The sequence below is a fragment of the Agromyces mariniharenae genome (assembly GCF_008122505.1).
Lineage (GTDB): Bacteria > Actinomycetota > Actinomycetes > Actinomycetales > Microbacteriaceae > Agromyces > Agromyces mariniharenae.
Genome location: NZ_VSSB01000001.1, coordinates 1115575 through 1128354, shown reverse-complemented (window position 1 = coordinate 1128354; position 12780 = coordinate 1115575). Strand labels below are relative to the sequence as shown.

12 protein-coding genes are annotated in these 12780 nt (G+C 72.9%); 6 read left to right on the top strand and 6 right to left on the bottom strand.

Annotation, left to right across the window (positions count from 1 at the left end; genetic code table 11):
- Positions 1 to 17: 17 nt before the first annotated feature.
- Genes FYC51_RS05205 through FYC51_RS05195 form a run of 3 tightly spaced genes read left to right on the top strand, consistent with a single transcriptional unit; the run spans position 18 to position 3828 of the window.
- Complete coding sequence (locus tag FYC51_RS05205; RefSeq protein ID WP_148732572.1) at positions 18 to 1400, top strand: flavin monoamine oxidase family protein; 1383 nt, start codon at positions 18 to 20, stop codon at positions 1398 to 1400.
- The gene (locus FYC51_RS05200) at positions 1397 to 2269 is read left to right on the top strand and encodes a universal stress protein (RefSeq protein WP_148732571.1); all 873 of its coding nucleotides are present in this window, start codon (positions 1397 to 1399) and stop codon (positions 2267 to 2269) included. Before FYC51_RS05205 ends, FYC51_RS05200 begins: the two co-directional genes overlap by 4 nt.
- An 11-nt stretch (positions 2270 to 2280) precedes the next feature.
- Positions 2281 to 3828: an APC family permease gene (locus tag FYC51_RS05195; protein WP_148732570.1), complete on the top strand. Its 1548-nt coding sequence runs from the start codon at positions 2281 to 2283 to the stop codon at positions 3826 to 3828.
- Positions 3829 to 3976: 148 nt separating this feature from the next.
- Here FYC51_RS05195 and FYC51_RS05190 read toward each other — a convergent pair whose 3' ends face one another.
- Positions 3977 to 4300, bottom strand: a complete 324-nt coding sequence (locus FYC51_RS05190; protein ID WP_148732569.1) for a hypothetical protein — start codon at positions 4298 to 4300, stop codon at positions 3977 to 3979.
- Positions 4297 to 5817 (bottom strand): PspC domain-containing protein, encoded by a 1521-nt coding sequence (locus FYC51_RS19410; protein ID WP_222863203.1) that lies wholly within the window; start codon positions 5815 to 5817, stop codon positions 4297 to 4299. Before FYC51_RS19410 ends, FYC51_RS05190 begins: the two co-directional genes overlap by 4 nt.
- Before the next feature lie 113 nt (positions 5818 to 5930).
- On the opposite strand from FYC51_RS19410, the gene FYC51_RS05180 reads away from it, so the two are divergent.
- Both FYC51_RS05180 and FYC51_RS05175 read left to right on the top strand, forming a co-directional pair.
- The gene (locus FYC51_RS05180; RefSeq protein ID WP_148732568.1) at positions 5931 to 7121 is read left to right on the top strand and encodes an ATP-binding protein; all 1191 of its coding nucleotides are present in this window, start codon (positions 5931 to 5933) and stop codon (positions 7119 to 7121) included.
- On the top strand, positions 7114 to 7779 hold the full coding sequence (locus FYC51_RS05175) for a LuxR C-terminal-related transcriptional regulator (RefSeq protein ID WP_148732566.1): 666 nt from the start codon (positions 7114 to 7116) through the stop codon (positions 7777 to 7779). The genes FYC51_RS05180 and FYC51_RS05175 overlap by 8 nt, the downstream gene beginning before the upstream one ends.
- A gap of 6 nt (positions 7780 to 7785) precedes the next feature.
- On the opposite strand, the gene FYC51_RS05170 is transcribed toward FYC51_RS05175, so the two are convergent.
- From FYC51_RS05170 to FYC51_RS05155, 4 genes are all read right to left on the bottom strand, one after another.
- Entirely contained in the window at positions 7786 to 8436 is a 651-nt protein-coding gene (locus FYC51_RS05170; protein ID WP_148732565.1) for an SRPBCC family protein, read from the bottom strand.
- Position 8437: 1 nt separating this feature from the next.
- Positions 8438 to 8824: an ArsR/SmtB family transcription factor gene (locus FYC51_RS05165; RefSeq protein WP_148732564.1), complete on the bottom strand. Its 387-nt coding sequence runs from the start codon at positions 8822 to 8824 to the stop codon at positions 8438 to 8440.
- 211 nt (positions 8825 to 9035) lie between these two features.
- Entirely contained in the window at positions 9036 to 10685 is a 1650-nt protein-coding gene (locus tag FYC51_RS05160; protein WP_148732563.1) for an amidohydrolase, read from the bottom strand.
- Positions 10682 to 11923, bottom strand: coding sequence for an MFS transporter (locus FYC51_RS05155; RefSeq protein WP_148732562.1), 1242 nt, complete (start codon positions 11921 to 11923; stop codon positions 10682 to 10684). The genes FYC51_RS05160 and FYC51_RS05155 overlap by 4 nt, the downstream gene beginning before the upstream one ends.
- A gap of 147 nt (positions 11924 to 12070) precedes the next feature.
- On the opposite strand from FYC51_RS05155, the gene FYC51_RS05150 reads away from it, so the two are divergent.
- Positions 12071 to 12685 (top strand): TetR/AcrR family transcriptional regulator, encoded by a 615-nt coding sequence (locus tag FYC51_RS05150; protein WP_148732561.1) that lies wholly within the window; start codon positions 12071 to 12073, stop codon positions 12683 to 12685.
- Positions 12686 to 12780: the final 95 nt, after the last annotated feature.

Below are 12780 nucleotides of genomic sequence, written 5' to 3'. Positions count from 1 at the left end.
GAAGGACTGACCACATCATGGAACGCATCGACTGCGACGTCGTCGTCGTGGGCGCCGGGGCATCCGGGCTCACCGCGGCCAACCGACTGAAGGACGCCGGCCGCCGGGTCGTCGTGCTGGAGGCTCGGGACCGCGCCGGAGGCCGCCTCTGGACCGACGACGTCGACGGCGCCATGCTCGAGATCGGCGGCCAGTGGGTCTCGCCCGACCAGGACGCGCTCATCGAGACGCTCGACGAGCTCGGGCTCGAGACGTACCCGCGCTACCGCGAGGGCGTGAACGTCTACATCGGCCCCGAGGGCGAGCTCCGCAAGTTCGAGGGCGAGATCTTCCCGGTGCCGCCGGCGACGGAGCAGGAGATCGTCTCGCTCATCGACAAGCTCGACGCGCTCGTCGCGCAGATCGACCCCGAGCGCCCGTGGGACCACCCGCAGGCGAAGGACCTCGACGAGACCTCGTTCGCACGCTGGCTCGAGACGCAGACCGACGACGAGGAGGCGCGCGAGAACATCGGCATGTTCATCGCGGGCGCCATGCTCACGAAGCCCGCGCACGCGTTCTCCGCGCTGCAGGCCCTGCTCATGGCCGCCTCGGCCGGCTCGTTCTCGAACCTCGTCGACGCGGACTTCATCCTCGACCGCCGCGTCGTCGGCGGCCTGCAGCAGGTCCCGCTGCTGCTCGCCGAGCGGCTCGGCGGCGCGGTGCGGCTGGGCCAGGCGGTCCGCACGCTCCGTTGGCACCCCGATGCCCCGGAGCGCGGCGTCGTCGCGGTGACCGACCAGCTCGAGGTGCACGCCCGGCACGTCATCCTCGCGGTCCCGCCGATCCTCATCTCGCGCATCTCGTACGACCCGCCGCTGCCGCGCCGGCAGCAGCAGCTGCACCAGCACCTCTCGATGGGCTTCGTCATCAAGGTGCACGCCGTCTACGAGACGCCGTTCTGGCGCGCCGACGGACTGAGCGGCACCGCGTTCAGCCCCTACGAGCTCGTGCACGAGGCATACGACAACACCAACCACGAGGACCCCCGCGGCACGCTCGTGGGCTTCGTCGCGGACGAGGAGGCCGACGGCGTCTTCTCGCTGAGCGCCGAGGAGCGCAAGGCCCGGATCCTCGAGTCGATGTCGCACTACTACGGCGAGCAGGCGAAGCATCCGGTGGTCTACTACGAGAGCGACTGGGGCTCGGAGGAGTGGACGCGCGGCGCCTACGCCGCGAGCTTCGACATGGGCGGCCTCGCGCGCTACGGCGCCGACCTGCGCACGCCCGTCGGGCCCATCCACTTCTCGTGCAGCGACATGGCGGGCAAGGGGTACCAGCACGTCGACGGTGCGATCCGGGTCGGCCGCGAGGTCGCCGACGAGATCCTGGCCGCCGACGAGCTGCGCGCGGCATCGTGAACGGACGCATCGTCGTCGGCTACACGGCGAACGACTCCGGCGCCGACGCGCTCGCCCTCGGCACCCGCATCGCGCGGGCGAGCGAGGCGATCCTCGACGTCGTGATGGTGCTGCCCAGCGAGGCGCACAACAGCACCGTGCCCACCGACACCGGGTACGAGCGGTACCTCAAGGGGCAGTCGCGCGAGTGGCTGGCCGAGGCATCCGAATCGCTCGACGACGAGGACGTCGTGCAGTCGCTGCACGTGCGCTACGCGGAGTCGTTCGCCGAGGGCCTCATCGCCGCGGCGCACGAGTTCGGCGCGTCGCTCATCGTCGTGGGCGCGGCTCGCGGGGGCCTCCTCGGCCGGTCGCGCATCGGCTCGGTGGCGAACGAGCTGCTGCACTCGTCGGATGTCCCGGTCGCGCTCGCGCCCGTCGGCCAGCGCGACGTGCCGGTGACCCAGGGCGTCACGCGCGTGACCGCCGCGATCGGCACGCGCCCCGGCGCGGACGCGCTGCTCGAGGCATCCGTGCGCCTGGCCCGCGCCACGCACGCGCCGCTGCGCCTCGTGTCGCTCGTGCCCATCGACCTGCCCGCAGGCCTCGACGAGGGACTCGTCGAGCTCACGGGAGCCGTGCACGCCGACGAGGTGCTGGCCGCCGCACGCCGCGAGCTGCCCGCCAACGTCGACGCCACGGCGGTCGCCGCCACCGGCGCCACCATCGAGGAGGCCGTCCAGGGCCTCGACTGGCACGACGGCGAGCTCGTGCTCGTCGGCTCGAGCCGCCTCGCCGCCCCGCGCCACCTGTTCCTCGGCTCGACGGCGGCGAAGATGCTGCGCGAGCTGCCGGTGCCCATGATCGTCGTGCCGCGCACCACCGCCTGAAAGACATCGCAATGACGCAATCGAACCAGCCCCCGCTCACCGAGGCGACCTCCGCGGTCGACGGCGCCGACCACGGCATCACGAAGAAGGGCCTCTCGGCCGGGTCGGTCGGCCTCATCGGCGCGATCGTCATCGGCATCTCGTGCATCGCGCCCGCCTACACGCTCACCGCGGCCCTCGGCCCGACGGTGTCGGAAGTGGGCGAGCAGGTGCCCGCGATCATCCTCGTCGGGTTCATCCCGATGCTGCTCGTCGCCTTCGGCTACCGCGAGCTGAACAGGCGGATGCCCGACTCGGGCACGTCGTTCACGTGGGCGACGCGCGCCTTCGGCCCGTGGATCGGCTGGATGGCCGGCTGGGGCCTCGTCGCCGCGACGATCCTCGTGCTCTCGAACCTCGCGGGCATCGCGGTGGACTTCCTGTTCCTGCTCATCTCGCAGGCGTCGGGCAATCCCGAGATCGCCGACCTCGCCGCGAACCCGTTCATCAACGTGGGCGTCTGCCTGCTCTTCGTGCTCGGCGCGACGTGGGTGTCGTACCGCGACATGCAGACCACGCAGAAGCTGCAGTACTGGCTCGTCGGCTTCCAGGTCGCCGTGCTCGTGCTGTTCTCGGTCGCCGCGCTCGTCGAGGTGGCCAACGGCAACGCGTTCGACGCGACGCCCATCGAGCTCAGCTGGTTCAACCCGTTCGCGGTCGAGTCGTTCTCGGCGTTCGCGGCGGGCCTGTCGCTCTCGATCTTCATCTTCTGGGGCTGGGACGTCACCCTCACCATGAACGAGGAGACCAAGGGCTCGGCCAAGACGCCCGGTCGCGCGGCGACCATCACGGTCGTCACCATCGTGGTGCTCTACCTGCTCATCGCGGTGTCGCTCATCGCCTACGCGGGCGTCGGCGACGGCGAGTACGGGCTCGGCAACCCCGAGATCCAGGACAACGTGTTCTTCCACCTCGCCGGCCCGATCCTCGGCCCGCTCGCGGTGCTCGTGTCGCTCGCCGTGCTGACGAGCTCGGCCTCGTCGCTGCAGTCGACCTTCGTGTCGCCCGCGCGCACGCTCCTCGCCATGGGCCACTACGGCGCCCTGCCCGAGCAGTTCGCGAAGGTCAGCCCCCGGTTCTTCACGCCCGGGTACGCGACGATCGTGTCGGCCGTCGTGGCATCCGTGTTCTACGCCGTCATGCGGTTCGTGAGCGAGAACGTGCTCTGGGACACCATCACCGCGCTCGGCATGATGATCTGCTTCTACTACGGCATCACGGCATTCGCGTGCGTGTGGTTCTTCCGGAAGCTGTGGTGGCGCTCGGTGCGGAACTTCTTCTTCACGCTGCTGTTCCCGCTCGTGGGCGGCGTGATCCTCGGCGTGCTGTTCTTCACGACGCTGATCGACAGCATGGACCCCGAGTACGGCAGCGGCTCGCACGTCTTCGGCCTCGGGCTGGTGTTCGTGCTCGGCATGGTAGTGCTGCTCTCGGGCGTGGTGATCATGCTGTGGCAGTGGCGAAAGCGTCCCGCGTTCTTCCGCGGTGAGACCCTCTCGCGGGCGGTCGCCGAGGACTGAGGTCCCGCCGATCCGGCCTCCGCTTCCGAGAGTGCGTGCAGGACCGCCCCCGCGACACCGGGGGCGGTCCTGTCATGTGTGCGGATGCCGCGTGGCCCGTCGCACGGCGGGCGAGCGGATGCCGCGGGCGAACGGATGCCGCGAGCGATCAGGCCCCGCGATCCGACCGCCGGCCGAGGCTCGAGAGCCCCGCGACGAGCAGCAGGCCGCCGAGCACGAGCAGGACGGTGAGGATCAGGCCGCCGGGTGTGAGCGTCGCCCACCAGTCCGCGACGAGCTCCATGCGGGCCGGTTCCAGCACGATCCACAGCAGCGTCGCGGCGAGCCCGGCGAAGACCAGGCCCCAGACGATCCCCGCCCATCGGATGCGCGGCCGGAGCTCCTCCGGTGCGGGTGTGCGGGGTGCGACGGATGCCTCGGGCGGCTGCAGCGTCGCGTCGAATCCGAGCGCCTTCGTCGTGTCGTCGGTCATGGTCGGTTCCCCTCGGGCTCGAACTCGGTCACGTGGATCGCGGTGGCGATCGCCTGGATGTGGATCTCGACGTCGACCTCCCCGGCCTGCAGGCCCGGTCCGATCTCGTCGCTCCATCCGCCGACCGATCGGCCCGGCCCCAGGTCGACCTCGTCGACGAGCGACCAATCGCCGTCCGCGTCGAAGCGGGCGTGCGTGACCGTGCAGTCGGCGCACTCGACCGCCAGCGCGATCCGCGCCCCGTCGCGGACGTCGATCGACACCGAGCCGACGCCCTGGACGAGCCGCCACTCGACCGGCGCGGCCTCGTCGGCGACCTGCTCGTCCACCGTGAGGCTGACCGCGCCGATCGGCTGCACGACGCTCGTCGTGCTCGCCGACTCGGCGACGCCGCCGAGCACGAGCCGCGGGTCCCGCGGCACGACGGCCGTGACGAACGTCGCGAGCAGCAGCGTGACAGTCACGAACGCGAGGAAGCCGCTGCGTCGCCGGAGCGAACCGGCGAGCACCATCGCGAGCGCGGTCACGATCGTCCCGACTGCGAGGCCGATGGTCACGGACTGCGGTGCGTGGTCGGCCGACCCGAGCGCGACCAGCGAGGCGATCGCGCCGGCGACCAGGGCCGCCCCCAGCGTGGCGACCACGTAGGCGAAGCTCGTGCGCGGGCGGGTGAGCCGCCGGATGCGCCGGGCCTCCTCGGCCTGCGCCTGGAACTCGAGCGCGCGGGCGCGGTTCTCGGCGGCGAGCTGTGCGCGCGCCGCGCGGTTCGCCTCGTCCTGGCTGCGTCGCCACGCGTCGTGCTCCGCACGCCAGGCGTCCTGCTGCACCTTCCACGCGGCGTACTCGTCGCTGCCGTGATGCGCGGTCGCCGGCGGCGGAGGGGGGACGGGCTCGGTGGTCGGTGCGGCGCTCGACAGCGGGATGGTCGCCGCGGGCGGCGTGGTGGTCGGGGCATCCGGTTGCGGCACGGATGCCGCGGGCGAGGCGCGCCGTGCGAGCCAGACGATGAGCGTGACCACGCCGGCGAGCACGAGCAGCAGCCACACCACGCCGAGCCAGCGGAACGGGCCGCCCCATCCGTCGGCGTCCCAGTCCCAGCCGCCGAACCACCACGGCCCGCCGAGGCCCAACAGGCCGACGAGCGCGAACGCCGCGACGCCGACGAGTGCGCTGTCGAACACGCCCCGCAGCATCGATTCGAGGTGGATCCGGCCGGTCGTGTCGGGCAGCAGGAGCCAGGCGGCCCCGTAGGCCAGGAACGCCACCGGGAGGAACAGCGCGACGACGACGAGGATGCCCCGCACGATGATCGGGTCGATGCCGAGCCTGGCCGCGATGCCGGCGGCGACGCCCCCGATCCACCCGGGCCGCCGCGGCACGCCGAGCGAGCGGAGCCAGGCGAAGAAGCGATCGTCGGAGGGCGGCGGGGCGGTGGCGCCGGTGGTCCCGGTGGCACCGGGGGCGCCAGTGGCGCCGCCAGGGTCGCCCGCCGGCGGCGGGGTCGTCGTGGAGGTCATGGGTCGATCGTCCCGCGTCGGCGCTCGTCGGGCCATCCGGCATCTCCCTGACGCGACCCTGATTTCCGGGCACGGCCGTGTCGGGGCATCCGCTGGTCTGCTTGGATCGGAGCATGAGCACGGCATCGGCGGACCCCGCGCTCGCGCGCCGACGCGACTGCCTCGTCGCGGGCGTCGCGGGCGGGCTCGCCGACCACCTCGGATGGCCCGTCCGGGTGGTGCGCATCGCGTTCGTCGCGACGGCGCTCCTCGCCGGCGCGGGGGCGCTGCTCTACGCGTGGCTGTGGGCGTTCGCGCCGTGGGCGGAGGCGTCGGGTCCCGACGACCGCGTCGAGCGTCGCGCGCCCGTGGCGATCCTGGCGACGGCCGGCGCGCTCGGCGCCGCGGTCCTCGCCATCCTGCTCGCGATCCTCGACGACGGCCGCGTCGACGGCGGCGCGCCCGACTGGCTCGTTCCCGCGGTCCTGGCGGTGCTGCTCGCCGCGGGTGCTGGGGCTTGGGTGAGCTTCATCGACCGGCCGGATCCCGCGCGCGGGAGGCGCCTCGAGGTCGGGGTGCGTGCGGCGCTCACCGCGGCGCTCGCGTTGCTGGCGGTCGTGCTGGTGCTGGGGCCCGCCGCGCGAGCGTGGCCGGTCGTCGCGGTGCTGGCCGCGTTCGGCGCGCTGCTCGGCATCGGGTTGGTGTACCTCCCCGCGCTCGTCAAGCTCTGGCGCGATCTCGAGGGCGAGCGGGTGCGGCGCATCCGCGACGAGCAGCGCAGCGCGATGGCCGCGCACCTGCACGACTCGGTGCTGCAGACGCTCGCGCTGATCCAGAATCGGGCAGGTGCGTCGAGCGAGGCCGGACGGCTCGCGCGCGCCCAGGAGCGCGAGCTGCGCAGCTGGCTGTACGAGGGCGACGCCCCGGCCGACAGCGACCTCGCGACCGACCTGCGCGACTTCGCGGCCGCGCTCGAGCTCGACTACCCGGTGCGGATCGACGTCGTCGCCGTCGGGATGTCGGACGAGCGGGCGAGCGGCGAGCTGGCGGCGGCCGCGCGCGAGGCCATGCTCAACGCCGCCCGGCACGCGGGCGGTGAGGTGTCGGTCTACCTCGAGGGCTCGACCGACGCCGTCGACGTCTACGTGCGCGACCGCGGACCCGGGTTCGACCCGTCGAAGGTCGCGCCGGGCCGCCTCGGCGTGCGCGAGTCGATCGTCGGGCGGATGCGCCGCGCCGGCGGCAGCGCCACCGTGCGACCCGGCGCGAGCGGCGAGGGCACCGAGGTGCACCTGCGATTCGAGACGAGGTCGGAGCATGGCTGACACGCTCACCGTGGTCGTGGTCGACGACCATTCCATCTTCCGGTCGGGCCTGCGTGCCGACCTCGACCGCTCGATCGAGGTCGTCGGGGAGGCGGCGGACGTCCCGTCGGCGGTCGCCGTGATCGCCGAGACGCGGCCCGACGTGGTGCTTCTCGACGTGCACCTGCCCGGCGGCTCGGACGCCGCGATCTCGGGCGGTGCCGAGGTGCTGCGGCGCGTGGCCTCCGAGGTGCCGTCGACTCGGTTCCTCGCCCTGAGCGTGTCCGACAAGGCCGAGGACGTCGTCGGCGTCATCCGTGCGGGCGCCCGCGGCTACATCACCAAGGGGGCGTCGGGCGCCGAGGTGAGCAGTGCGGTGCAGGCCGTCGCCGGCGGCGACGCGGTGTTCTCGCCGCGCCTCGCGGGGTTCGTGCTCGACGCGTTCGGGGCGGCCGTGGGGGAGACCGCCGCGGCCGACGACGAGCTCGACCGGCTCTCGACGCGCGAGCAGGAGGTCATGCGGCTCATCGCGCGCGGATACGCCTACAAGGAGGTCGCCGCGACGCTGTTCATCTCGGCGAAGACCGTCGAGTCGCACGTGTCGAGCGTGCTGCGCAAGCTGCAGCTCTCGTCGCGGCACGAGCTCACCGCCTGGGCGACCGCCCGCCGCCTGCTCTGAGGGGGCTCAGTCCATCGACGCGGGAGCCGCGCCCGTGTACGCCGCGAACGTGGTGTCGGCCGCGGTGCGAGCGACCTCGGGCTCGGCGCCGAACGCGACGTGCGCGGCCGACCATCGGTCGGCGCTGCCGCGCATGAAGCCGATGCCCTCGTCGGAGACGAGCCACTCTTGCGCGTTGTCGGGCCGCACCTCCCCGGTCGTGAGGTGCTGCGCGAGGCCGAGCAGCGTCTGGTCCCAGCCGATGCCCGTGGCCGACGGGCCGAACTGCTCCCACATCTCGGCGCCGAGGTCGGCCGACGGCGCGACGTGCTGGAGCTCGACGCGAGTGCGTCCCGGCTGGACCTCGGTGAGGCGCACGGTGACCCACGTGACGCCGCCGCCGTACTCCCAGGTGACGCCGTACGAGTTCGGCGCGTCGCACGATTCGACCGTGCCGCCGGCGTTGCCCTCGAGCTGGTAGCGGCCGCCGAGCCGCAGGTCGCCGCTCACGGGCAGGAACCAGCGCGGGATGCGCTCGGCCGACGTGAGGGCGTCCCACACGTCGTCGATCGGTGCGGGGTACGTCTGGGCGAGCGTCTGCACGAACGTGTCGGCGCCGTCGCGCGTACCGGTCGTCAGGCCGCGGTCCACGGCGTCGAGCTGGGAGTCGATGTCCATCTCAGGTCTCCTCGTTCGTGTCGGATGCCGGCGATTCAGGTGCCGCCGCCGGGGACGCGGCGATGCGTCGTGCACGCGCCGAGCGCGCGAGCTCGGTGCCGAGGGCGTCGAGCCGCGGGCGCCAGAACCGCTCGAACGGCGTGAACCACTCGGCGGCCTCGGCGATCGGCTCGGGCTCGAGCGCATAGAGGCGCCGCGTGCCCTCGGAGCGCACCGCCGCGAACCCCGACTCGCGCAGCACCCTCAGATGCTGGGAGACCGCGGGCTGCGAGATGCCGAACTCGCGCTGCACGGCGCGCCCGACCTCGCCGGCGGCGAGTTCGCCGTCGGCCAGCAGTTCGACGATGCGTCGCCGCACCGGATCGCCGAGGATGTCGAGCGCGTGCACATCACACATTCTTCACGTGTGACTTATATAAGTCAAGCCTGAATTATGACGCGATCGCTCCGCGACGGATCGACGCGGCGAACGATGGTTTGGTCCGCCCCGGCAACTCCTGAAAACAAGGACGTTGTGACACGTCGACCGAACGTCTTTGTTTTCAGGAGTCCGCCGGTTTCAGGAGTCCGCCCGACGGATACCCGGTGCCCGCCTTCGCTCAGGCGGCGGATGCCTCCTGCGACGCCTCGTCGGGCTCGGCCTCGTAGACCGTGGCGCCGGCCGCCACCGTGCGCACGACGCGCGCCTCGAGGAGCACGTCGGCGCCCTCGGCGAACGGATCGCGGTCGAGCACCGCGTAGTCGGCGGCGAGCCCCGGCGCGATCCGGCCGCGCTCGTGCTCCTCGAGGCAGCTCGCGGCGGCGTCGCGGGTGGCGTGGGCGAGCGCGTCGGCGAGCGGCAGCGCGTACTCGGGGTGGTTCGCGGGGAACGAGTCGTCGAGCGCCGACCGGCGCGTCGCCGCGATGTAGAGGTTCGGCAGCGCCTCGTGCGGAGCGGTCGGGGCATCCGTCGAGAACGCGAGCAGGGCGCCGGCCTCGGTGAACTCGGTCCACGCGAAGCCGCGGTCGGCGCGGTCGTCGCCGAGCATCGCGGCCCAGTTCGTCCAGATCGCGGGATCGGCGTGCACGGGCTGCATCGACGCGGTGACGCCGAGCGCCGCCATGCGTCCCGCCGTCTCGGGCGCGGTGTACTCGAGGTGCTCGATCCGGTGGCGCCGCGACCGGTCGCCGTTCACGGCGTGCGCGTGCTCGAGCGCGTCGAGCGCGACGTCGCTCGCGAGGTCGCCGATCGCGTGCAGCGCGACCTGGAGGCCCGCGGCATCCGCTGCCGCCACGACCGGGCGCAGGCGCTCGAGCGGCCAGATCGGCTCGGCGTTCGAGCCGTCGGCGTACGGATGCCGCATCGCGGCCGTGCACGCGTCGATCACGCCGTCGAGCACGAGCTTGATGCCGGCGATCTTCAGCCACGGGCGGTGCTCGCCCGCCAGCTCGATCGCGCGCGACACCTGCGCGAGGTGCTCGTCGTCGTCGCCCGTGTTCCCGATGAACCAGTGCGCCAGCACCCGGATCGGCAGCATGCCGCCGCGCCGCTGCGCCGCCCGGTCGAACGCCGCGAGCCCGAGCTCGTCGAACGCCATGTCGACCACGCCGGTCACGCCGGTCGCGAGGTACGCCGCGATCGTGCGCTCGACGGCGGCGTCGCGGTCGGCGTCGGTCGCGACGTCAGCGAGCAGCGTCCACACGTGCTGCTGCGCGGCGGTCTCGAAGAGCATGCCGTCGGGCTCGCCGTCGGCGTCACGGCCGATGCGGCCGCCGATGGGGTCGGGGGTGTCGCGGTCGATGCCGAGCTCGCGCAGCGCTGCCGAGTTGACCCAGACCGAGTGGTAGTCGTTCGCGTCGAGGTAGACGGGCACGTCGGCGACGACCTCGTCGAGCATCGCGGCCGTGGGCGCGCCGCCCGGCACGGAGTCGAAGAGCCAGCCGCGACCGAGCAGCCGCGGGGCGTCCGGATCGGCGTCGCGGGCCGCGCGGAGCCGCCCCTGGATCTCGGCGAGGGTGCGGGCGTCGGTCAGTCCGACCTTGCCGAGCGCCTCGCCCATCATCACCAGGTGCGTGTGCGCGTCGATGAAGCCGGGGACCACGACTCGGCCGTCGAGGTCGACCGTCGCGGCATCCGTGCCGGCGAAGGCTGCCGCCTCGGCGTCGGAGCCGACGAACGCGATGCGGCCGCCCTCGGTGACGATCGCCTCGGCCCACGCGGGCTCGTCGGCGGTGAACACGCGGCCGCCGCGGTGCAGCACCCGGGTCATGCGGCCACCTCCTCGACCTGGGCGGATGCGGGCTCCTCGGTGCGCTGCAGCCGCGACGAGATGCGCGCGACGAGGAACGCGGGCACGGCCAGCGCGAAGCTCGCGACGCCGAGCACGGTGACGAAGCCGTGGTAGCCGAACGCCTCGACGAGCGCGGCGCCGATGACGGGCGTCAGGGCCGAGCCGACGAGGTACACCGCGAGCAGCGGCCCCGACCAGCGGCCGTCAGCGTCGAGCGCGGCGGCGGTGGCGACGAAGTAGAGGAAGGCGATCGCGTAGACGGTGTTCCAGGCGATGAAGACGACGATGAACGTGGTCGGGTCGGTGACGAAGCCCTCGGCGATCTTCAGCAGGCCGCCGGCCACGAGCAGGATCGCGAGCGGCACGGCACGGCCGAGGCGGTCGCCGACGATCATGAGCAGGATCGCGCCGACGATGCCGCCCGCGGTCGCGCCGCTGAGCGCGATGCCGAGGCCCTCGGGCGTGAGGGCGGCCTGGTCGGCGCCCATGACGCCGGCCATCGCCCAGAGCGAGTCCTCGCTCGCGGCCCACAGGGCGAACGTGACGAGCAGCACGAAGCCCGCGATCGTCTCGGCACGGCGCGGCCGGCGGGCGACGGCATCGGATGCCGCGGCGGCACCGTGGGCGGCCGGCACGGCGGTGTGCTCGACGACCGGGGCGGTCGGCAGCCAGGCCGAGGCGAACAGCACGACGAGTGCGAACAGGGCGAGCGTGCCGAACACGCTGATCGGCACGAGCGGCATGAGGGGGATGAGCGCGAGGATCACCGTGACGATCGCGCGGTTCGCGAGGCCGCTGAACCCGGCGACGCGGTCGGGGTTCACGAAGGCCGCGAGCGCAGCGCCCGACGACGAGACCGCGCCGCCGGCGCCGATGCCGCCGATGAGCAGGCCCGCCACGACGACCGCGGGAGCCGGCACGAGCGCGGCGGCGCCGAAGCCCACCACGGCGAGCACGAGTCCGACGCGCGCGACGAGCAGGCGTCGAGGGCCGGCGCTGAGCTTCGCGGTCGCGAGGCCGGTCACCGCGGTGAGCAGCAGCGCGCCCGTGACGATCCAGCTCGCCGTGAGCACGTCGGCGCCGAGGGCCGACTGCACGGCCGCGATCATGTACGGCGAGAGGTTCACGCCGAGGTAGCCGGCGATGCCGATCCCGAACGTGGCGACCGCGCTGGGCAGCCGCAGGGGGATCCTGGCGGATGGGAGGGAGTGGGACACGGGGGGACCTCCGGGGTTCGGCACGACGGTGTGCGCGAGTTAAACGAATGGTATTCGTTTATTATGCATACGTGAGGCCGATTCGGGAAGTGCCGATTTCACGACCCGTAGGCTGACGTGACACGCACGTGGACCAGGGAGGCGCCGATGCCGAGGCCGAGGACCCCGCTGCTGTCGACCGATCGCATCGCGGATGCCGCGATGGAGCTCGTCGACGAGGGCGCGCCGTTCGGCGTCAACGCGATCGCGCGACGGCTCGGAGTCACGCCGTCGTCGCTCTACAACCACGTGCGCGGACGCGACGAGATCGTGGAGCTCATGCGCGGACGGCTCGGGGAGCGGTACCTTCCGCAGCTCGTCGGCGGCACGTGGGACGAGGTGGTCGAGGGGAGCCTGCGCGCCCAGCGCCGCATGTACGCGGAGCATCCGTTCCTCATCCCGCTCATCGTGGAGCAGACGATCACCGACCCGACCGTCATCGCGTCGTACGACCACTTGGCGACGACGCTCGCGGCGGCCGGATTCCCCGAGGACGACGTGCTCGACGTCGTCGCGATCATCGACGCGTTCTCGATCGGCATGGGCCTCGACCTCGCGTCGCCCGACGAGGTGTGGGCGCCCGAGACCCCGACCGAGACGCTCGGCCGGCTCGTGGCCGTCGGGCCCCGCGGCGCGGCTCGTAGCGACCGCGCCTTCGAGTCGGGGCTCGAACTGCTGCTCGACGGGCTCCGCCTCCGGCTCGCCCGCTACGAACTCGACTGACCCGGGACGCCGCGGCCGCTCCCTTCCGCGCGCGGCATCCGCCCGGCTACGGTGAGACCGTTGCGTCCGAGGGCGGGCGCGAGAGCGGGGGTTCC